Origin of the sequence: Aeromonas sp. R5-1, assembly GCF_040908265.1 — a bacterium.
GTDB lineage: Bacteria > Pseudomonadota > Gammaproteobacteria > Enterobacterales > Aeromonadaceae > Aeromonas > Aeromonas caviae.
The window spans coordinates 1-18,015 of sequence record NZ_JBFODJ010000015.1; the positions used below are offsets into that span (position 1 = coordinate 1).

Here is an 18,015-nt window from a genome sequence, read left to right on the forward strand (position 1 = left end):
ATCGCGCCATCGCTCAGGTTGTACCAATGCTGCATGCAGTGAATGCGTAGCATGGTTTCCAGCGGATAAGGTCGCCGGCCATTACCAGCCTTGGGATAAAACGGCTCGATGACTTCCACCATGTTTTGCCATGGCAGGATCTGCTCCATGCGGGACAAGAAAATCTCTTTTCTGGTCTGACGGTGCTTACTGCTGAATTCACTGTCGGCGAAGGTAAGTTGATGACTCATGATGAACCCTGCTCCATGGCTCCAGATGACAAACATGATCTCATATCAGGGACTTGTTCGCACCTTCCCTAGGAAAAAAATCACCTAGTTTGTTGTCTTCGCCTGGAAAGTCCTTCTCTGGCATATAAACACCTGCGAGGGCATGTAAGATGGATGATTTTCCACTTCCATTTGGCCCTAAGATCGCGGTCAATGCATGAGGGGTAAATGTCAATTCATTTAAATCGTTTAGGCATTTTAATTTTTTAATGTTTATGGAGTTTATAGTTTGCCCTGTAATGGTTTTTACCGTGTTAGGTTGTCTTGCCACAGTTTCAGTCCTATCTATTAGTTTTAAAAAATTAAAATGCTATTTGTATGTGAGAGAGTTTACTCTTGTGGAGACCCGTAGGGAACTTTTATAGACTTGTTGTAAATCTTGAATGAATCGGTCATTCAGGAATCTCCGTAATTGCGACCGGTCCATAGTAAATTTTTGACTCAGGTTACATGCTGCCTCAATTTAGATGGCGCTACAGGCTACGTCCTGACAGATATCAGCCTGCGGGAACAAGGGCATAGATATGCGCATCAATAGGCAGGCCATGTAGGAAGATACGATTCCTTGCCCGGCACTCAAAGGTTGCCCCTGCGGCCATAGCAACCGCTTCGCTGGCGCTGTTGCCGATCCCCATCACTATCTCCAGCCGAAATAGTCCCAACTGCTGAAAGCCAAAGTCACGGAGCAGGGCGACCGCCTGTCGGGCGATGCCGCAGCCTTGGCGGGATTGGCGTACCCAGTAACCGATATTGCCGTAGCGATGATGGGGCGACAGCTGGTTGATACCTGCGCCACCCAGCAGTTGGCCGGTGGTGGCGCAGAAAATGCCCATATCAAAGGCGCGTCCCGCCGCACAATCCTGCTCGCAGCTGGCAAACCACTCCAGTGCACTCTCCCGAGTAAATGAACGTGAGCACCAGCTCATCCATTTGCCGACCGTCTCGATGGATTCGTGGGCTGCGCGGACAAACTCGTCGGCATCGGCAGGTTCGAACGGGTGGATCACGATATTGGCATTGGTAAGGCGCTGGAATGTCATCACTTATCCTGCTTTTTCAGAAAGTAACTGATATGCCCCGGCGGCATATCGGGCAGCTGGCCAAAGACCTCGTAACCCTGCTTCTGGTAGAAGGGGAGAGCCTGAAAACTGGTGGTTTCCAGATGGTAGTTGGTGATGCCCTGGCTTTGGGCGTACTGCTCCATGGCGCCGAGCAGGCGGGCGCCCCAGCCATCGCGGCGGATGCGTTCGTCGATCCAGAGCCAGTCGACGTGCAGCCAGCCCCACTTGATGTCGGCGATGATGCCGCCGTGAACCTTGCCCTCTTCATCCTTGATAAAGCTGGCGATCCGCTCGCGCAGATGGGTGCCGGCGTGATCCTTGTTGTAGCCCGAGAGGCCAATGCGCAGCGCTTCGATCTCATCGTCCTGAGGCGGTTGGGGTGGGGTGAGTTGCATAGTGCTTCCTGCTTGATGGTGATTGTCTCTATGGGGTTGCCGCTTCCAGCGCGGCTATCTCGCCGCCGCTGATAAGCGGCAGGTTGCGGCTGATCTGCTCCACCGGCCAGTTCCACCAGGCGAGGGCGCCCAAACGGGCGATGGTGTCGTCGTCGAAGCGATAGCGAATCACCTTGGCGGGGTTGCCGCCGACCACGGCGTAGGCGGGCACGTCACCGGTGACCACGGAGCGGGCGGCGATGATGGCGCCGTTGCCGACCTTGACCCCCGGCATGATCAGGGCCTCATAGCCTATCCAGACATCGTTGCCGATGACGGTATCCCCCTTGTAGGGGAGGCTGCCAGGGGCCGGGGCGGCGCTCTCCCAGCCGTTGCCGAAGATAAAGAAGGGATAGGTGGAGAAGCCGGAGGTCTGGTGGTTGGCGCCGTTCATGATGAACTTGACCCCGCGGGCGATGGCGCAGAACTTGCCGATGATGAGCTTGTCGCCGATGAAGGGGAAGTGGTAGAGGACGTTGCGCTCGAAGCCCGCCGCATCCTCCGGATCGTCGTAATAGGTGTAGTCACCCACCTCGATATTGGGTCCCTTGATGGTGTTCTTGATAAAGCACACCTGGGGGAAGCCGTTCATAGGGTGGGGGTTGGCGGGATCGGGTCCGTGCATGGGGGCTCCTCTGGGGTCCGGGCTCTGGCTACCCTAACGGAATCGGGTGGAGCCTTGCCACCCTTTTGTGCCCTCCGCTTCGCCAGTCTCTGTCGCCCCCTGCCCATGTGCGCATCGACCCGGGGCGGGTTTGTCTCTAGCATGGAGGGGCGGCGGAGTCTGGCTCCGTCAAAATGGATGATGGACGAAGTGCGCCTTGCACACTTCTGGCGGAGAGAAAAGATGAAGCTGCGTTCCTTGTTGATGGTGGGTGCCCTGCTGCTGGGCGGATGTGCGGTCAATCCCTATGGGGGGACGCCTGCGCCGGTCGGCGAGCCGGACAAGCCGGTGACCAAACCAGAGAAACCCGTGGCCGAGCCTGACAAGGCCGAGCCGGTGCCAGCTCCCAAACCCGTGGCACCGACGGGGCTGGCGGTCGCCCTGGCCGATGACTTCCTGAAGGCCGCCGATGTGCAGGCGCTGGCGGGCAGCAGCCCGGTACTGCTGCTGATGGCGCCCCAGAACGGTACAGGTGAGCCCTTCAGCACCCAGCCCCTGGCGGTGGCCATGATCCAGCGCATTCAGGCCAATAGCGGCTTTCGTTTCGCAGACCCGGGCCAGGTGGCGGCCATCACGGGTCAGCTCGAATACCAGCAGGGGGGCATGAACCCCGCCTCCCTGGTGCGTCTGGGTCGCCAGACCGGGGCGGGTTACATGCTCTACGGGGATCTCCTCTCTGAAGGGGGCCGCTACCGGCTCGCCATGAGCCTGATGGATCTCAAGAGCGGTGAACTGCTCTGGAATGCCAGCCGATCCGCTGCCCGCTGATGCCGGCTCGCCGGATCCCTCTTGACCGGGATCCGGCCTTGCCCCCCTTGTCCGGGGGCGGGAATACCCCTGTGGCGCCCCTGACGTCACAGGGGTTGGCATGTCGCACTGCCTGAAGGCAAAAAAACCTTCCTGACTGTCTGACAGCTCTGGTTCTGACAGCATCCCCGATTGCTACCATTCACTTTGCCGGAGGCTTGTCCGGTGAGCACGTCACCGACCGCATCCTTCCCGCCCGGCAGGCAGCTTTCTGCCCCTGTGCGATACTCCATGAGTCTTGTATAACAGGAGTACAGGGACCCACTCCCACGGATAGCAAGGAGCTCGGATGGCGCTCTCAGTGGCACAACTCTACGAAGTGATGGCCCAGTTGCCGGATCCCGTTTTCATCCTCAGCGAAGATGGCTACTACATCGAGTACATCGGCGGGATGGAGCAGCAGTCCTACCAGAACGGCAACCCGCTGATCGGCAGACAACTGCTGGACGTGCTGCCCGAGGACAAGGCGCAGTGGGTGATGGCGCAGGTGGCTCAGGCCCTCGCCAGCGGCCAGGTGCAGGTGGTGGAGTATGACCTCTCCCCCGCCGAGGTGGACGGCATCGACGCCGACGCCGGGCCCCAGGGAATGCAGCGTTTCGAGGGCAAGATAGCGCCCTTGCCCTCTTTATATGAGGGGAAGCGGGCGGTGGCCTGGATGACACGCAGCATCACCCGCCAGCACGAGCTGCAACAGCGGCTCAAGCGGCTCGGGGAGACGGATCAGCTCACCGGCCTCTACAACCGCCACTTCTTCTTCGACCAGTATCACCACAGGGTGCAGGGGCAGCATCTCACCGGCCTCATCATGCTGGATCTCGATCACTTCAAGCAGATCAACGATCGCTTCGGCCACCAGACCGGTGACAAGGTCTTGTGCCGGGTCTGCGAGTGCGTCTCTGCCCAGTTGCGGGGGGAGGATCTCTTCGTGCGCAGCGGTGGCGAGGAGTTTCTGATCCTGCTGCCGCAGATCGACGAGGGGATATTGCTGAAGGTGGCGGAGCGGATCCGCGCCGCAGTGGCGGCTATGGCGCCGGATCCCGCCCCCGTGACCGTGAGCCTGGGCACCACCCTGATCCGGCCGGGAGAGGATCTTGGCACCGTGCTGGCCCGGGCGGACGAGTGGCTCTATCGGGCCAAGCGGGGCGGGCGCAACCGGGTGGCCCACGATGGGGCGCCCTGAGGGGCGCAGTGAACAGGAAAGAGGGCGACCCGGGGTCGCCCTCTTTCATTTGGCCGAACCAGATCAGCCGAACAGGGTCGAGATATTCTGCCCCGCCATCAGCAGGCCGATGGCCAGGGCGCTGAACCAGACCAGGGTGGCGGCGACCAGGGCATAGCCGAGGGCGACGAAGAGCCCGTCCCGCTGCAACATGCCGATGGTCAGCAGCAGGATGGCCCAGGCGGGCATGGCGTTGGTGAAGGGAATGGCGCCCAGCGGCAGCATCAGCAGCAGGGCGGCCAGCATGATGAGCAGGCCGTTGCAGCGGTTGATGGTCACGCTGCCGGTCAGGATGAGCAGGCGCGGGCGGATGAAGCGGTCGATGCGGGCCAGCAGATCCGCCCCCTTGTGCAGGGTCGGCTTGAGGTGCTCGGCGGCGAAGCGGCGCTCCATCAGGAAGGCGGGCAGCCAGGGCACCCGGTTGAGGGTGATGCCGATGCCGATGAAGAGGATCAGCAGGCCAAAGGGGGTGCTGACGCCGGGAATGGAAACCGGCAGCAGGAAGGGAACCGTGAGCAGCACGCAAAACAGCAGCATGCCCTGCTCGCCCACCAGGGCCAGCATCTGGCGCAGGCTGATGTGGCTCTCCTCGATGGCGTGGGCGGTGGCCCTCAGGGTATCGGAAAGCGTGCTTTGGGGGTCGTTGAGTTGCGCGGCAACCATTCCTGAGATCCTCGTCTGTTGATGCCACCGCTGTGGCGCCGTCAGCTTACGGGGGCGAGGTTAATCCCGGATGAATAACCCCGGGGATCACAGATTTTTCCATCGGGAGCGGGGCAACGGGGCTGGTACAGCCCCCGTCCAGTGTGGGAGACGGGCGCTCTGATATGCTTTGCGCAGGTCTTTTCACCAAAGGATGAGCACATGAGAGGAGCGATGGGGATGGTGCCTGGGCTGCTGCTGCCCCTGGCGGGCTGGGCAGCCGAGCCCCCGGCGACGGGCTGGCAGCTGACTCCCTTTGCGGGATACAGCTCGGCCATCGACTTTCGGGCCATGGACGAGCCGGCCCCCACGCCGCACGGGAGCGACATCGACACCCTGCAAGGGGAGCGCTCCGGCAGCTGGGGGCTCTTCATCAGCAGGGAGGTGGACGACCCTGGCATGATAGAGCTGCTCTACAGCCACCAGTCGACCCGGGTGTCCCCCGAACTGCCCGACAGGCTGACGGTGGACACCCTGCAGTTTGCCGGGGCCCTGACTCTCTCGGACAACCTGATGGCCCCCTATATCGGCGCCGGGATCGGGGTCACCCGCTTCGATGCCTACGACAGCGAGACGGCCCCTTCCATGTCCCTGGCCCTCGGGGTGCAGCCGCGCCTGACCGAACATCTGGCCGTGCGGGCCGAGGTGCGCGGTTATGGTGCCCTGGTCAACGACGACAGCCAGTTTCTCTGCAACCCCGAGATCTGCGCCTTTCGGGTGCGAGGGGAGCTGATCACCCAGTGGCAGGCCAATATCGGCTTGACCCTGAGGTTCTGAGCCTCATGATTGGACTCCTTTGACCAGACAAGGCGATACAACTCCGTGCCATCCCTGCCCCGTGAACTGCCCGTACTGCTGACCCCAAGGGGGCGACTGCGCCCCTTCGATGGGCGGGATGCTGCCGATCTCTTCGCCATCTACGGGGATCCCCTGGTGATGCGCTTCGTCGGGGAGCCGCCGTTTCCCTCCCTTGCCACCGTGTCGCAGATGCTGGCTAGCGTCGAGCGGTTGCTGGCTGGCGGCGAGTCGCTGGAGTGGGGGCTGGTGTTACGCGGCAGCGGCCGCCTGGTGGGCACCTGCGGCTTGCACAGCTTTGCGGCCGGCGCCAGCCTGCGCCAGGCGGAGGTGGGCTGCATGCTGGCCCGCAGCCACTGGGGACAAGGTCTGATGGGGGAGGCGCTGAGCGCCCTGATCGCCTATGCCCGCCAGCTTGGCATCGTCACCCTGCTTGCGGATATCGAACCGGACAATCTGCCCAGCCAGCGGCTATTTGAGCGGCTGGGCTTCATCTGGCAGCAGGATACAAGCTACCGGTTACTGCTGGGCGAGGGGATCACACCAGACCGCGCGTGACGCGGCTGAGGGGCTCGTTGACGTCGAACACCTTGTACTGCACCGCGCTGGCGCCCATGGCGAGCACCCGCTGCTCGTGCATGGTGGCGTAGGCGAGGGCGCTCCCCTCATCCTCGAACAGATAGATGCCGCCCGCCTCGCCGGTGCGCGGGTTCTCGGTCCAGATCTTGGAGATGAAGCCCGGCTCCCGGGTGATGGAGTCGGCCAGCGGCATGGCCGCAGCGGTGAGGGCCGGTCCCATCATCTCGGCGGGGAAGTTGAAATGGATTTGCAGCAGGCTGGGCATGATAAACCTCTCGTGGGCGTTGATTGACGGAATCCGCATCATAGGAAGCCAGCATCTTGGCTGCAAGAAGGCACATTTTCGTGGCATAGTTACCGCAAAGTAACCACTCACGAGCCATACCGTGCCCTCACTGCCCTGTCCCGCCTATCAGGTATTGCGCCTGCTGACCGGCAAATGGAAGCCGGCCATTCTGTTTCATCTGCGCGAACAGACCCTGCGCTTTGGCGACTTGCGCCGCTGCCTGCCCGAGGTGAGCCAGAAGGTGCTCACCGCCCAGCTCAAGGAGCTGGAGAGCGACGGTGTCATCATTCGCACCCTCTACCCCGACGTACCGCCCAGGGTGGAGTACAGCCTGAGCCCGCTTGGCGTCGCCCTGATCCCCCTGCTTCAGCAGATGCACGATTTTGCGCTGAACCACGTTGATCTGCTGGCTGGTCAGGGTCCTGTTTCTAGCGAGCCCGCAGCAACCAGCGGCTGAGGGCGGTGGTCGCCAGCAGTCGGTAGCCGAGCAGAGTGAGCGCCAGCAGCGCGGGTACCTTGAGGAGTTCCCACCACACCTGTTTGCCCTGGGGGCCGAAGATCATCAGCCACACCACCAGCATCATGTGCAGACAGTAGAGGCCGAGCACCTTGGGTGCCTGGCGCTCCAGCCAGCTGCCTTTGCCCCATGCGGGGTTGGCCAGCAGCAGGCCGAACAGCCCCAGCGCCCAGGGGAGCGAACCCAGCAGGAAATCATGACGAGCGAGGGGGACGGCGGCAACGCGCAGCAGACCTGCGGCCTCCAGGGCGTAGAGCCCCATCCCCGCCATCATCATCAGGGCGCAGCGCCTGGCGTCCGGCTGCCAGGCACGCAGGCGCAGCTCGGCGCCAAGCGCCACGAACAGCAAGGAGAAGAAGGGGCCGTTGCGGGTCAGCAGGGCCCACTCGCCCCCCGGCAGCAGCGGGCCATAGGAGCCGCCGATCAGGGCCAGGGCGTAGAGCAGGGCCCCCAGCAGCAGGGCCAGCCTTGGCAGGCGGGCCTGCTGGCAGAGCCCCAGGATCAGCACCGCCACTATCAGGGCGGGCAGGAACCAGAGGTGGATCATGCCGCCCACCCACCAGACGTTGAGATGATCCCCGAGCTGCATCTGCCACTGGCCTGCCATGGCGGGCAGGTAGCCCTCGCTCACCGCCGCGAGCGGGTTGAAGGGTATCAGCACGTAGAGCAGGCTCCACGCCAGCCAGAGTCCCAGCAGGGGTCGGCAGTAGCGCAGTGCGACGGTCAGCGGGTGGCCCGCGGCGAGGGCGGATTGCAAGAAGTAACCGGCGCACAGGAAGAACAGCGGTACCGCGAAGCGGCAGAGCTGGTTGATGACGGCCCCGACCAGAGGGTAGGGCGTGCCGTCCCACAGGGCGGGGTCGAAGGGGTTGCTGAAAGGGGAGAGATGGATGGTCATCACGGCCAGGATGGCCACCACTCGCCCGCATTCGATGCTGGAGATGCGCATGATTCCTCGTGGCGTTCGGGAGCTGGGCGCACCCTATCAGCCGTAGGTGCTCCCTATCCAGCCGCCTGGTCGCCAACTGTGACCCCCATCGGCGGCCGGTTACCCTTTGTTACCCGAGGTGCGGGCAAGGTTACCGCCGCCGGGAGCGGGATCCCGTTTTGGTGTCGGTAAAAGGGCTAGAGCAGGGCCACCAGCACGGTGACCAGGGCGCCCAGCAGCAGCAGGGTGATGCCGCGACCGGCGGGGCCGTGCAGCTTGTTCCACATCAGCAGGCTGGTGAGGGCCAGCAGCAGCATGGCCAGGGCCGCCAGATCCCCCACCAGTTGCCAGGGCAGGCCGGTGCCCATGCCACGGTGTAGCCGGTTGAGGCTGGCAGCGAAGTTGGCCTGCTGCAGCTCGGTGCGCACCAGCAGAGTGCCTTCCACATAGCTGGCGGCCACGCTCTGGCTGAGGGTGACGCCGCGCAGCTCCCAGCGGGCCGGCAGGGTGAGAGAGCCGGATGGTGTGGGCAGGGTCTGGGGCGGGGTGATCTGGGGTCGCCCCTCCTCGAACATGTCTGCATAACGCTGTTGCAGCAGGGCTTTCAGTTCATCCGGGCTGGCCAGCGGCGTGCTCAGTACTATCTCTTCGCTCGATTTGGCGGTGTGGGGACCGGGCAGGGGCAGCACGGCCCTGTGTTGCAGCCAGAGGCCGGTGAGGCCGTAGAGCAGCATCAGGGTGAGGGTGGCAAAGCCGGCCCAGGCGTGGATGCGGCGCACCCACTTGTTGTTGTGCAGGGGGAGTTTTCTGCGTGTCATCGTTCGGTGCTTCATAACAATCTGGCCAGCGAACGCTGGCCAGAGGGGTCGGTAAACAGGGAGGATCAGAAGCGGTAGGCGGCGGTCAGGTGCAGCTGACGGGGCGTGCCCGGCATGATCTGGGCCGCGCTGGTGGCGCTGACGAAGTAGTCGTGATCGGTCAGGTTCTCCACGCTCAGCTGGGCTTCCCACTGGGGCCAGCGATAGCCGGCACGGGCGTCGAAGCGGGCGTAACCGGGCAAGGTGGTGGTGTTGGCGTTGTCGGCGAAGCGATCCCCCACCGCCGTCACCCCGGTCTCGCCGAACCAGCCCTGCTTGCCGCTCTGGTAGCCGGCGAACAGCTGGCCGTTCTGGCGGGAGACGTTCATCGGCCGCTTGCCTTGCAGGTCCGCGTCTGCCTTGACCTGCTCGGCATCCTGGATGGCGACGCCGCCGCGCAGATAGATCTCGTCGGTCAGCTGGGCACGGGCGCTCAGCTCGATGCCGTCGGTGCGCTGCAGACCGGTGAGGATCACCTTAGTGGGATCCAGCGGATCCTTGCTGCGCTTGTTGTACATCTCCAGCCGGTAGAGGGAGAGGGTGGTGGCGAGGCGGCCGTTCAGCCAGTCGCTCTTCACGCCCCCTTCATAGAGCCGGGTGTGCTGGGGATCCAGGTTGTTGTTCTTGTCCCCCGGGGTGATGCCGATAAGCTCACCGCCCACCGGGGTGAAGGTCTTGCTGTAGGAGGTGTAGAAGGCATGCTCCTCGATGGGGTTCCACACCAGGCCCAGGCGCGGACTCAGGCTGGTGACCGAGAGGGTCTCTTCCTTGTCGAGGTCGTTGCGGCGGCTGGTGACGGTGAAGTCGTCGCGGCGCAGTCCCGCCAGCAGGTGCCAGTCGCCCAGGCTGAGTTGATCCTGCACATAGAGGCCGACACCGCGCACCCTGTGATGGGCGTCGCTGGAGAGTTTCATGGCGCCGTCGTAGGTGGGCAGGGAGCCCGGATCATAGAGGTTGCCTGCCGGGATCGGGCTGGCGTTCTGGTAGAGCTTGGGGGTGCGATCCTGCCAGCCTTGCTCCAGGCCCACCAGCAGACGATGGGCGATGGGGCCGGTTTGCAGCTGGCCTTCCGCCTCGGTGTTGCTGGTGAGGCTGCTGGCCTTGAGATCCTGCTGCCAGCGGGCGCGGGTCACCTTGTCACCCTTGACGCTGGTGACATAGGTATTGTCGAACTGGCTGTCGAGGGTGGTGTAGCCGAGCTGCTGGCGCAGTTGCCACTGATCGTTGATGTCCCAGGTGAAGCGGGAGCGGGTGGACTGGGCCACATCGTCGATGAAGTCGCGGCGGGTGTCGCTGTAGACGCTCTCGATGGGGACATCCGCCGGGCGACCATCGACGCCGGGAATGCCGCGATCCGGGGTGCGATCGTGCTCGTTGCGCTCGTATTGCACCAGCCAGTTCAGGGTGTCGGTGATCTCCCAGTTGACGGAGGGGGCCAGCAGGGTGCGCTTGCTGGTCACGTCGTCGCGAAAGCTCTCCTTGTCCTCCTGGGCCAGGTTCAGGCGCACCTGTACCCGCTCTCCTGCCTCGCCGTTGAGATCGGCGGCGAAGCGTCGGCTGTCGAAGCTGCCGACCTGGGCGCTGACGCTGGAGGCCTGCCCCTTCTGGGGAACCTTGCTGACCCGGTTGACGATGCCGCCCGTGCTGCCACGGCCGTAGAGCACGGCGGCGGGGCCCTTGAGCACTTCGACCCGTTCGATATTGCCAAGGTCGCGGGTGTATTGCATGTCGTCGCGCAGGCCGTCGAGGTAGAAGTCGTTGCTGGCGCTGAAACCGCGGATGGTGACGCCGTCAAAGCGGGTGTCGCCGCTGGCGTTGACGCCGGGGATGCCGGTCAGGGCTTCACTCAGGGTGGGCTGGCCGAAGGCGGTCAGCTCGCTTGCCTTGACGCTCTCGATGCTCTGGGGCACCAGCTTGGCCGGGGTGGCGGTGCGGGTCGCGGTGGCGACCTCTTCATGCTGGCTGCGTTTGCCGACCACGGTCAGAGTTTCGTCTTCGGCACGGGGGCTGGTGCAAACCGCCAGCAAGGCGACGCCCAGCAAGGCGCGCGGGGGGTTGGAATGGTTCATCTGGGTGTGACTCTTTGTCGACCAATCGGCCTGAACTTGTTGATTTAATTGTAATTATTGATTTCTCTCATCGCAAGAGGTTGCTAATGATATTGATTTTCATTTGCCTTGCAAGGAGAAGATGCAAGAAAAAGAGATCATTGGCGGCAGGCACTGAGGGGGCTGGAACCTCGGGGAAAAGGCCGGGGGAACCTTGGTTCGGTTCGGAGGGGACGCTACCATGGTGGCCTCGCGCCTTGGCGCACCATCCGGAACACACAGGGAGAGAAACATGGTCGAGATCATCAGGGCGGATCTGCACAACCCTCGCCACGGCGAGGCGCTGATCGCGATGCTGGACGAATACGCCAGGGACGAGATGGGGGGCGGCAGTGCACTGGCGGACGAGGTGAAGGCGAATCTGGCCGAAGCACTGGCCGCGCGACCCGGTGCTCATGTGCTGCTGGCCTGGGTCGATGGGGAGCCCGCTGGCGTTGCCACCTGCTTCGAGGGTTTTTCGACCTTCGCCTGTCAGCCGCTGCTCAATATCCACGACGTGGCGGTGCACCCTGCCCATCGCGGCCAGGGCATCGGCAAGCAGCTGTTGGCGGAGGCGGAGCGGCTCGCCCGGGAGCTCGGTTGCTGCAAGCTGACCCTGGAGGTGCTGGAGGGGAACAAGGTGGCCCAGGCTGCCTATCGCGCCAGCGGCTTTGCGGGTTATGAGCTCGATCCTGAGGTGGGCCGGGCCATGTTCTGGCAGAAGAAGCTCTGAGCCTCAGTGACAACGCGATCATCCCAAATGAAAAACGGCGCGCAGAGTGCTCTGCCCGCCGTGTCGTCAGGTGGTTGCCGACTTAGAAGTCGTAGCGGGCCGCCAGCTGGAAGTCATCCTTGGTGTTGAGCTTGCCGCTGTCATGGCTGTCGAGGTTGTTGATGCGGTACTCGCCGATGACGCGCAGGTTCTTGTTGAACTTGTACTGGGCACCCAGGGTGTAGTAGTCGATGGAGTCGTAGTCAGACTTGCCAGCCTGCTCCACCTTCTGCTTGTTCCACAGGGCCATCAGGCCGAAGCCGCTCTCGAAGTTGTAACCCAGCGCCCCTTCCCAGCCGGTGTGATCCTTGCCGGTGGCCAGGAAGTCGCTGCCGTCGGCATAGCTCAGAGCAGCGTAGAGGGCCTTGTTGTCGTACTTGGCGGAGAGCAGCCACAGCTTGGCATCCTCTTCACCGCTCTTGTCGCGGATGCCCACGTTGTAGGCGGTCCCCAGGGAGAGGTTGAACGGGAAGGTGTAGGCCACGGCGGCACCGTAGGCGGCATCGCTGTCCTTGCTGGAGGTCTCTTCGGTGTCACCGCCATCGAACTTGTAGCTGGTATCGACCTGGAAACCGTTGAACAGACCGGAGTACTTCAGCACGGAGCCGGCGCGGTTGGTGGCGAAGGTGTCGGTCTTGGCGCCCAGTGCCTCGTTGCCGTAACCATCTGAGAGAGAGACATCAGTCCAGTCCGCCAGGAAGCCAGGAGCCCCCTTCTGGCGACCGAAGGTGACGGTTCCCCAGTTGGCGCCGACACCGGCGAACGCCAGACGGGTACGCAGGTTGTCGGAGTTCTCGCTGACGGTCTTCTCGCTGTCGTTGATGTACATCTGCAGTTCGTACTGGGCCAGCGCCTTGAGACCCGGGTTGATCTCGCTCTCTACCTTGGCGCCCAGACGGACAAACTGGTTGGCCCCCTGCTTGTCGCTGTATTCGTTCTTGATGTCACCGTTGGCGTCCAGCTCTTTCTTCTCGCCGAAGAACTGGCCGGCGTAGATGCGGCCGTAGAGGTCGAGCAGGGTGCTCTCGTTTTTGTACACTTCGACGGCTTGAGCCTGGAAGGCGGCGGTAAGAGCCAATGCTACTACTGTCAGCTTTTTCATCATGATCCCTTGTGTTGCAAGCTTTTGTTTTAAAAGACGGGGCCATGCTAGAAGTGACAGATGACAGTCGGGTGACCGTGCAATGAACAAACCGTGTCGGTTCCATGTCAGCGGGATGAAAACCGGGATTTATGTGGCTGGTCGCCACTTTTACGCGCAAAGGTTTGCCCTTGTGGTAGAATGCCGCCCGTTTTCGAGCTCCTAAGGTTGGATATGCGATGAGACGTGAACTGGCAATCGAATTTTCCCGAGTGACGGAAGCGGCTGCACTGGCTGGCTACAAGTGGCTCGGACGTGGTGACAAGAATATCGCCGATGGCGCGGCCGTGGCGGCCATGCGCCACATCCTCAATCAGATCCAGATCGATGGCGAGATTGTGATCGGCGAAGGGGAGATCGACGAAGCCCCCATGCTTTACATCGGCGAGAAGGTGGGCATGGGTCAGGGCGACGCCGTGGACATCGCGGTCGACCCCATCGAAGGGACCCGCATGACCGCCATGGGTCAGGCCAATGCCCTGGCCGTGCTGGCGGTGGGCGACAAGGGATCCTTCCTCAAGGCCCCCGACATGTACATGGAAAAGCTGATCGTGGGCCCTAAGGCGAGAGGCGCCATCGATCTCGATCAGGCCCTGGAGCTGAACCTCAAGGCCGTGGCCAAGGCGCTCGGCAAGCCCCTCTCCCGTCTGACCGTCATCACCCTGGCCAAGCCGCGTCATGACAAGGCGATCAAGGAGATGCAGGGCCTGGGGGTGCGGGTGTTCGCCATTCCCGACGGTGACGTGGCCGCCTCCATCCTCACCTGTCTGCCGGACAGCGAAGTGGACATGCTCTACGGCATCGGTGGCGCGCCGGAAGGGGTGATCTCGGCGGCGGTGATCCGTGCCCTGGACGGCGACATGCAGGCTCGCCTGATCCCCCGCCACCAGGTCAAGGGTGACAGCCCCGAGGTTCGCGCCCTGGGTGAACAGGAGATCGCGCGCTGCGAGGAGCTGGGCATCGACGTGAGCAAGGTGCTCAAGCTCGAAGATCTGGCCAAGAATGACAACGTCATCTTCTCGGCCACCGGCATCACCAAGGGTGATCTGCTGGAAGGGATCACCAGCGACGGCGTCATGGCGACCACCGAGACCCTGCTGATCCGCGGCAAATCGCGCACCATCCGTCGTATCAAGTCGATCCACTTCCTGGATCGCAAAGACAGCGTGGTACGGGACATCATCCTGTAAGCAGGAGGATGGCGGTGGCGGCAAGTCACGTACTCTCATGCCGTCGTATCAAGCCGATCCACTTCCTGGATCGCAAAGACAGCGTGGTACGCGACATCATCCTGTAAGCAGGAGGATGGCGGTGGCGGCAAGTCACGTACTCTCATGCCGTCGTATCAAGCCGATCCACTTCCTGGATCGCAAGGACAGCGTGGTACGCGACATCATCCTGTGATGTGCTGACTCCAGCAGCAAAAAGCCCGGCAGTGCCGGGCTTTTTGCGCTCTGCAGGGCGCCAGGGTGCCCGGGCAGGGATAAGGCTTAGGAGAAACCGGACTCCTTGCTACACTGCGGTGCCCCACAGAGGAAAAATCACATGGAATGTCGTCAGGGATGCGGTGCCTGCTGCATCGCCCCCAGCATCAGCAGTGCCATTCCCGGCATGCCGGATGGCAAGCCCGCCGGTGTGCCCTGTGTGCAGCTCGATGCGCACCTGGGGTGCAAGATCTTCGGTCAGCCGGAGCGCCCGGCGGTGTGCGGCGGCTTTCGCCCCATGGTGGACGTGTGCGGCTCCCATCGCCAGGAGGCCATCTGGCTTATCGGCGAGCTGGAGCGGCTGACCGCCTGAGCCCTTGACCCTCTCCCTCGGGGAAAGGGTGTCTGCTTGTCCTCCTCATCCCCGCCCCTTCTCCCGCAAGAGGAGAAGGGGGTGCCGCCATTCGGAGTCATGAAAAAGGCCCCCTCGCCTGGCGAGGGGGCCTTTTTTATCGTCGGCTCATGGTGAAGCCAGCTTATTCCTTGATGCGCTCGATGCGACCACCCAGGCCTTGCAGCTTGTGCTCGATGTCTTCGTAGCCACGGTCGATGTGATAGATGCGATCGACGATGGTGGCCCCTTCGGCCACGAAGCCGGCCAGCACCAGGCTGGCGGAGGCGCGCAGATCGGTCGCCATCACCTGGGCACCCTTGAGCTGATGGGTGTCGCGGCAGATGGCCACATTGCCCTGCAGTTCGATGTCGGCACCCATCCGTACCAGCTCGGGCACGTGCATGAAGCGGTTCTCGAAGATGGTCTCGGTGACCATGCCGGTGCCCTGGGCGACCGCGTTCAGCACGGTGAACTGGGCCTGCATGTCGGTCGGGAACGCCGGGTAGGGGGCGGTCTTGATGGTGACAGGTTTCAGGGTGCGACCTGTCATGTCGAGGGTTATCCAGTCGTCACCCTTTTCAATCAGGGCGCCAGCCTCTTCCAGTTTGACCAGTACGGCTTCCAGCAGGCTGGGGTCGGTGTTGCGGCAGGTGATCTTGCCACCGGTCACGGCGGCGCCTACCAGGAAGGTGCCGGTCTCGATGCGATCGGGCTGCACGCTGTAGCTGCCACCGTGCAGACGTTCTACGCCGTCGATGGTCAGGGTATCGGTGCCGGCGCCCTGAATGTTAGCTCCGAGCGCGTTGAGGAAGTTGGCCAGATCGACCACCTCCGGCTCACGGGCGGCGTTTTCGATCACGGTGCGACCGTCAGCCAGGGTGGCGGCCATCATCAGGTTCTCGGTACCGGTCACGGAAACCATGTCCATCAGGATGTGGGCACCTTTCAGGCGGCCGTCGACGCGGGCTTTGATGTAGCCCTCTTCGATGACGATCTTCGCGCCCATCAGCTCCAGGCCGTGGACATGCAGGTTGACCGGGCGGGCACCGATGGCACAGCCGCCGGGCAGGGAGACGTCTGCTGCACCGAAGCGGGCTGCCAGCGGGCCCAGGGCCAGGATGGAGGCACGCATGGTCTTCACCAGCTCGTAGGGGGCGACATGATTGTTTACCGCGCCGGTCAGCACGGTCACGTTGCCGTTGACCTTGGTGGTGGCGCCCAGCATCTCCAGCAGCTTGAGGGTGGTACCCACGTCTTTCAGGCGCGGTACGTTGGAGAGTTGAACCTCTTCGTCACACAGCAGGGTGGCAAACAGGATGGGCAGGGCGGCATTCTTGGCGCCGGAGATGGTCACTTCACCGGAGAGGGTGCAGGGGCCGGTGATCTTGAATTTGTCCATGGTTTACTTCTTTACCAAATCAGGAGGGCAGCTGGAATTTACGCTCGCGTTTCCACTCGGCGTCGGTATAGGCCTTGATGGAGAGAGCGTGGATCTCGTTGGTGGCGATCTTGTCCATCAGCGGGGCATAGATGGCCTGTTGTTTCTTGACCCGGCTCATGCCGTCAAACATGTCGCCGACGGCGATCACCTGGTAGTGACTGCCGTCCCCTTTGACATGGACTTCGGACAATGGCAAAGCCTCGAGGAGTATCGCTTCAATTTCAGAGACTTGCATTATGAGTCCTCAGTTGTGAGCGGGGTTGAATGAAAGAGGCTGGCCACCCCGTAGAGGTTGGCCAGCGTATGGAAATCGTTGGAGGCACCCACCAGTGTCGGAGTGGCACCCCGTGCCAGTGCCGCCTTGGCCCACTTGACCAGCAGGGCAAGGCCGGCGGAATCCAGGGTAGTGACGGCACCGAGTTCGAGCCGATCGTCCTGCCACCAGTCGGCGCGGCGTTGCCACAGATCGTTGACCTGCGGGGCCTGCAAGTCACCGCTCAGGATCATGACTTGATCACCAGCGGCTTGGCGTTGTGTTCACGCAGCTGGGCGATCACCGCATCGATGCCGTTCTGGCGAATGAGGCCGCCCAGCTCGTTCTGCTTGGCGGAGAGCAGGCTGATCCCTTCGGCAACCATGTCGAAGGCTTTCCACTCGCCGGTCTTGTTGTTCTTGCGCAGCTTGAACTCGAGGAAGATGTCCGGCTTGCCGGCCTCTTTCACGCTGACGTTGACGGCGGTGATGTTGCTCTCGGCGGCTTTACCGGGCTGGACCTTGACGGTCTGCTTGTCAAAGTGTGCCAGGGCGTCGGCGTAGGAGCTCACCATGTACTCGGTGAAGACGTCCACAAAGGCGTCACGCTGGGCAGGGGTCGTCTGTTTGATCTGGTTGCCGAGCACCTTGTAGGCGGCGAAGCGGTTGTCCACGTAGGGCAGCAGCTCCTCGCGGATGATAACGCGCAGGTGATCGGGGTTGCTCTTCACCTGGGCCTGATCGGCTTTCAGGCGGGCAAAGGTCTGCTGGGCGGCCTGATCCACGAGGGCATAGGGGTCCGAAGTGTTGACATCCGCACGGGCGACGAGGGAGAACAGCATGCTGGTCATCAGACCCAGCATCAGGGCGATCTTCTTGAACATGGTTACTCCTTGGTTGCGGGTGTGTTGGCCGGAGAGGACTGGCTGTAGAGGAACTTGCCAATCAGATCTTCCAGCACGATGGCGGACTTGGTGTCTTCGATCATGTCGCCATCCTTGAGCATGCTGGTGCCCATCTCCTCATCGCTGAACCCCGGTGCCAGACCGATGTACTGCTCACCGAGCAGGCCAGAGGTCAGGATGGAGAGGGTGCTGGTCTCGGAGAACTCGCCGGCACTCTTCTGCATCTGCAGGGAAACGATGGGGACCTGGCTCTTGGGATCCAGGGTGATGTCGCTGACACGACCGACGACGACGCCGCCGACCTTGACCGGCGAGCGCACTTTCAGGCCGCCGATATTATCGAAATGGGCGCGCAGGGTATAGGTTTCTCCTTCCGGTTTGAAACTCAATCCCGCCACTTGCAGTGCCAATGCCAGAATGGCCGCGATGCCAGCCAGCATGAAGGCGCCAACCAGAAATTCTACTTTGCTGAACTTCATCT

Annotated in this window: 24 protein-coding genes; 8 read left to right on the top strand and 16 right to left on the bottom strand. The window is 62.6% G+C overall.

Annotated features, from left to right (window positions below; translation table 11 throughout):
- From AB5Y64_RS02435 to AB5Y64_RS02455, 5 genes are all read right to left on the bottom strand, one after another.
- Positions 1 to 230 (bottom strand): transposase (locus AB5Y64_RS02435; protein WP_368162399.1); only part of this gene is annotated, 230 nt, incomplete at its 3' end.
- A 40-nt stretch (positions 231 to 270) separates the two neighbouring features.
- The gene (locus tag AB5Y64_RS02440; RefSeq protein WP_201873258.1) at positions 271 to 540 is read right to left on the bottom strand and encodes an AAA family ATPase; all 270 of its coding nucleotides are present in this window, start codon (positions 538 to 540) and stop codon (positions 271 to 273) included.
- 226 nt (positions 541 to 766) lie between these two features.
- A complete protein-coding gene (locus AB5Y64_RS02445) occupies positions 767 to 1,309 on the bottom strand; it encodes a GNAT family N-acetyltransferase (RefSeq protein WP_161469861.1) in 543 nt (180 codons plus the stop codon).
- Positions 1,309 to 1,725, bottom strand: coding sequence for a GNAT family N-acetyltransferase (locus AB5Y64_RS02450; RefSeq protein ID WP_161469862.1), 417 nt, complete (start codon positions 1,723 to 1,725; stop codon positions 1,309 to 1,311). The genes AB5Y64_RS02445 and AB5Y64_RS02450 overlap by 1 nt, the downstream gene beginning before the upstream one ends.
- Positions 1,726 to 1,753: 28 nt before the next feature.
- Positions 1,754 to 2,389, bottom strand: coding sequence for a Vat family streptogramin A O-acetyltransferase (locus AB5Y64_RS02455; protein ID WP_368203215.1), 636 nt, complete (start codon positions 2,387 to 2,389; stop codon positions 1,754 to 1,756).
- Between the two features lie 222 nt (positions 2,390 to 2,611).
- Here AB5Y64_RS02455 and AB5Y64_RS02460 point away from each other — a divergent pair, with 222 nt between their 5' ends.
- Complete coding sequence (locus AB5Y64_RS02460; RefSeq protein ID WP_010672673.1) at positions 2,612 to 3,196, top strand: hypothetical protein; 585 nt, start codon at positions 2,612 to 2,614, stop codon at positions 3,194 to 3,196.
- A 328-nt stretch (positions 3,197 to 3,524) separates the two neighbouring features.
- Entirely contained in the window at positions 3,525 to 4,415 is an 891-nt protein-coding gene (locus AB5Y64_RS02465; RefSeq protein WP_042015352.1) for a sensor domain-containing diguanylate cyclase, read from the top strand.
- A gap of 63 nt (positions 4,416 to 4,478) precedes the next feature.
- Here AB5Y64_RS02465 and AB5Y64_RS02470 read toward each other — a convergent pair whose 3' ends face one another.
- Positions 4,479 to 5,117: an exopolysaccharide biosynthesis protein gene (locus AB5Y64_RS02470; RefSeq protein ID WP_266139937.1), complete on the bottom strand. Its 639-nt coding sequence runs from the start codon at positions 5,115 to 5,117 to the stop codon at positions 4,479 to 4,481.
- Between the two features lie 201 nt (positions 5,118 to 5,318).
- On the opposite strand from AB5Y64_RS02470, the gene AB5Y64_RS02475 reads away from it, so the two are divergent.
- Both AB5Y64_RS02475 and AB5Y64_RS02480 read left to right on the top strand, forming a co-directional pair.
- Entirely contained in the window at positions 5,319 to 5,933 is a 615-nt protein-coding gene (locus AB5Y64_RS02475) for an outer membrane beta-barrel protein (protein ID WP_270835311.1), read from the top strand.
- Positions 5,934 to 5,978: 45 nt separating this feature from the next.
- Positions 5,979 to 6,509, top strand: a complete 531-nt coding sequence (locus tag AB5Y64_RS02480) for a GNAT family N-acetyltransferase (protein ID WP_302097917.1) — start codon at positions 5,979 to 5,981, stop codon at positions 6,507 to 6,509.
- Here AB5Y64_RS02480 and AB5Y64_RS02485 read toward each other — a convergent pair.
- On the bottom strand, positions 6,490 to 6,795 hold the full coding sequence (locus AB5Y64_RS02485; protein WP_039040460.1) for a monooxygenase: 306 nt from the start codon (positions 6,793 to 6,795) through the stop codon (positions 6,490 to 6,492). The two genes, AB5Y64_RS02480 and AB5Y64_RS02485, sit on opposite strands and share 20 nt — an antisense overlap.
- A gap of 121 nt (positions 6,796 to 6,916) precedes the next feature.
- On the opposite strand from AB5Y64_RS02485, the gene AB5Y64_RS02490 reads away from it, so the two are divergent.
- Positions 6,917 to 7,273 (top strand): helix-turn-helix domain-containing protein, encoded by a 357-nt coding sequence (locus AB5Y64_RS02490; protein ID WP_042015355.1) that lies wholly within the window; start codon positions 6,917 to 6,919, stop codon positions 7,271 to 7,273.
- Here the strand turns inward: AB5Y64_RS02490 and AB5Y64_RS02495 are convergent.
- The 3 genes from AB5Y64_RS02495 to AB5Y64_RS02505 all read right to left on the bottom strand — a co-directional run bounded on the left by AB5Y64_RS02495 (position 7,245) and on the right by AB5Y64_RS02505 (position 11,187).
- Positions 7,245 to 8,282, bottom strand: a complete 1,038-nt coding sequence (locus AB5Y64_RS02495; RefSeq protein WP_368203217.1) for an acyltransferase — start codon at positions 8,280 to 8,282, stop codon at positions 7,245 to 7,247. The two genes, AB5Y64_RS02490 and AB5Y64_RS02495, sit on opposite strands and share 29 nt — an antisense overlap.
- Before the next feature lie 176 nt (positions 8,283 to 8,458).
- Positions 8,459 to 9,079, bottom strand: a complete 621-nt coding sequence (locus AB5Y64_RS02500) for a PepSY-associated TM helix domain-containing protein (RefSeq protein WP_161957714.1) — start codon at positions 9,077 to 9,079, stop codon at positions 8,459 to 8,461.
- 65 nt (positions 9,080 to 9,144) lie between these two features.
- The gene (locus tag AB5Y64_RS02505; protein WP_161469866.1) at positions 9,145 to 11,187 is read right to left on the bottom strand and encodes a TonB-dependent siderophore receptor; all 2,043 of its coding nucleotides are present in this window, start codon (positions 11,185 to 11,187) and stop codon (positions 9,145 to 9,147) included.
- Between the two features lie 271 nt (positions 11,188 to 11,458).
- Here AB5Y64_RS02505 and AB5Y64_RS02510 point away from each other — a divergent pair, with 271 nt between their 5' ends.
- Positions 11,459 to 11,938 (top strand): GNAT family N-acetyltransferase, encoded by a 480-nt coding sequence (locus AB5Y64_RS02510; RefSeq protein ID WP_053288084.1) that lies wholly within the window; start codon positions 11,459 to 11,461, stop codon positions 11,936 to 11,938.
- Between the two features lie 82 nt (positions 11,939 to 12,020).
- Here AB5Y64_RS02510 and AB5Y64_RS02515 read toward each other — a convergent pair whose 3' ends face one another.
- The gene (locus AB5Y64_RS02515; RefSeq protein WP_029313567.1) at positions 12,021 to 13,079 is read right to left on the bottom strand and encodes a porin; all 1,059 of its coding nucleotides are present in this window, start codon (positions 13,077 to 13,079) and stop codon (positions 12,021 to 12,023) included.
- Positions 13,080 to 13,297: 218 nt separating this feature from the next.
- On the opposite strand from AB5Y64_RS02515, the gene glpX reads away from it, so the two are divergent.
- Positions 13,298 to 14,308, top strand: a complete 1,011-nt coding sequence (gene glpX, locus AB5Y64_RS02520) for a class II fructose-bisphosphatase (RefSeq protein WP_161646689.1) — start codon at positions 13,298 to 13,300, stop codon at positions 14,306 to 14,308.
- 355 nt (positions 14,309 to 14,663) lie between these two features.
- Positions 14,664 to 14,915 carry a YkgJ family cysteine cluster protein gene (locus AB5Y64_RS02525; protein WP_049637177.1) on the top strand — a complete coding sequence of 84 codons (252 nt, stop codon included), beginning with the start codon at positions 14,664 to 14,666 and terminating at the stop codon, positions 14,913 to 14,915.
- A gap of 163 nt (positions 14,916 to 15,078) precedes the next feature.
- Here the strand turns inward: AB5Y64_RS02525 and murA are convergent, their stop codons facing one another.
- Genes murA through mlaD form a run of 5 tightly spaced genes read right to left on the bottom strand, consistent with a single transcriptional unit; the run spans position 15,079 to position 18,013 of the window.
- Positions 15,079 to 16,335, bottom strand: coding sequence for a UDP-N-acetylglucosamine 1-carboxyvinyltransferase (gene murA, locus AB5Y64_RS02530; RefSeq protein ID WP_201957396.1), 1,257 nt, complete (start codon positions 16,333 to 16,335; stop codon positions 15,079 to 15,081).
- A 19-nt stretch (positions 16,336 to 16,354) separates the two neighbouring features.
- Positions 16,355 to 16,612 (bottom strand): BolA family iron metabolism protein IbaG, encoded by a 258-nt coding sequence (ibaG, locus tag AB5Y64_RS02535; RefSeq protein ID WP_010675882.1) that lies wholly within the window; start codon positions 16,610 to 16,612, stop codon positions 16,355 to 16,357.
- Complete coding sequence (locus AB5Y64_RS02540) at positions 16,612 to 16,884, bottom strand: lipid asymmetry maintenance protein MlaB (protein WP_010675881.1); 273 nt, start codon at positions 16,882 to 16,884, stop codon at positions 16,612 to 16,614. The genes ibaG and AB5Y64_RS02540 overlap by 1 nt, the downstream gene beginning before the upstream one ends.
- Positions 16,881 to 17,513 (bottom strand): phospholipid-binding protein MlaC, encoded by a 633-nt coding sequence (mlaC, locus tag AB5Y64_RS02545; protein WP_039040470.1) that lies wholly within the window; start codon positions 17,511 to 17,513, stop codon positions 16,881 to 16,883. The genes AB5Y64_RS02540 and mlaC overlap by 4 nt, the downstream gene beginning before the upstream one ends.
- A gap of 2 nt (positions 17,514 to 17,515) precedes the next feature.
- Positions 17,516 to 18,013 (bottom strand): outer membrane lipid asymmetry maintenance protein MlaD, encoded by a 498-nt coding sequence (gene mlaD, locus AB5Y64_RS02550; protein WP_010675879.1) that lies wholly within the window; start codon positions 18,011 to 18,013, stop codon positions 17,516 to 17,518.
- Between the last annotated feature and the right edge of the window lie 2 nt (positions 18,014 to 18,015).

Coding starts and splice junctions, on each gene's coding strand:
- AB5Y64_RS02515 (WP_029313567.1), bottom strand. CDS start 13,079: ATGAAAAAGCTGACAGTAGTAGCATTGGCTCTTACCGCCGCCTTCCAG.
- AB5Y64_RS02470 (WP_266139937.1), bottom strand. CDS start 5,117: ATGGTTGCCGCGCAACTCAACGACCCCCAAAGCACGCTTTCCGATACC.
- AB5Y64_RS02475 (WP_270835311.1), top strand. CDS start 5,319: ATGAGAGGAGCGATGGGGATGGTGCCTGGGCTGCTGCTGCCCCTGGCG.
- murA (WP_201957396.1), bottom strand. CDS start 16,335: ATGGACAAATTCAAGATCACCGGCCCCTGCACCCTCTCCGGTGAAGTG.
- AB5Y64_RS02455 (WP_368203215.1), bottom strand. CDS start 2,389: ATGCACGGACCCGATCCCGCCAACCCCCACCCTATGAACGGCTTCCCC.
- mlaD (WP_010675879.1), bottom strand. CDS start 18,013: ATGAAGTTCAGCAAAGTAGAATTTCTGGTTGGCGCCTTCATGCTGGCT.
- AB5Y64_RS02510 (WP_053288084.1), top strand. CDS start 11,459: ATGGTCGAGATCATCAGGGCGGATCTGCACAACCCTCGCCACGGCGAG.
- AB5Y64_RS02450 (WP_161469862.1), bottom strand. CDS start 1,725: ATGCAACTCACCCCACCCCAACCGCCTCAGGACGATGAGATCGAAGCG.
- glpX (WP_161646689.1), top strand. CDS start 13,298: ATGAGACGTGAACTGGCAATCGAATTTTCCCGAGTGACGGAAGCGGCT.
- AB5Y64_RS02445 (WP_161469861.1), bottom strand. CDS start 1,309: ATGACATTCCAGCGCCTTACCAATGCCAATATCGTGATCCACCCGTTC.
- AB5Y64_RS02500 (WP_161957714.1), bottom strand. CDS start 9,079: ATGACACGCAGAAAACTCCCCCTGCACAACAACAAGTGGGTGCGCCGC.
- AB5Y64_RS02495 (WP_368203217.1), bottom strand. CDS start 8,282: ATGCGCATCTCCAGCATCGAATGCGGGCGAGTGGTGGCCATCCTGGCC.
- AB5Y64_RS02485 (WP_039040460.1), bottom strand. CDS start 6,795: ATGCCCAGCCTGCTGCAAATCCATTTCAACTTCCCCGCCGAGATGATG.
- ibaG (WP_010675882.1), bottom strand. CDS start 16,612: ATGCAAGTCTCTGAAATTGAAGCGATACTCCTCGAGGCTTTGCCATTG.
- mlaC (WP_039040470.1), bottom strand. CDS start 17,513: ATGTTCAAGAAGATCGCCCTGATGCTGGGTCTGATGACCAGCATGCTG.
- AB5Y64_RS02540 (WP_010675881.1), bottom strand. CDS start 16,884: ATGATCCTGAGCGGTGACTTGCAGGCCCCGCAGGTCAACGATCTGTGG.
- AB5Y64_RS02525 (WP_049637177.1), top strand. CDS start 14,664: ATGGAATGTCGTCAGGGATGCGGTGCCTGCTGCATCGCCCCCAGCATC.
- AB5Y64_RS02505 (WP_161469866.1), bottom strand. CDS start 11,187: ATGAACCATTCCAACCCCCCGCGCGCCTTGCTGGGCGTCGCCTTGCTG.
- AB5Y64_RS02465 (WP_042015352.1), top strand. CDS start 3,525: ATGGCGCTCTCAGTGGCACAACTCTACGAAGTGATGGCCCAGTTGCCG.
- AB5Y64_RS02460 (WP_010672673.1), top strand. CDS start 2,612: ATGAAGCTGCGTTCCTTGTTGATGGTGGGTGCCCTGCTGCTGGGCGGA.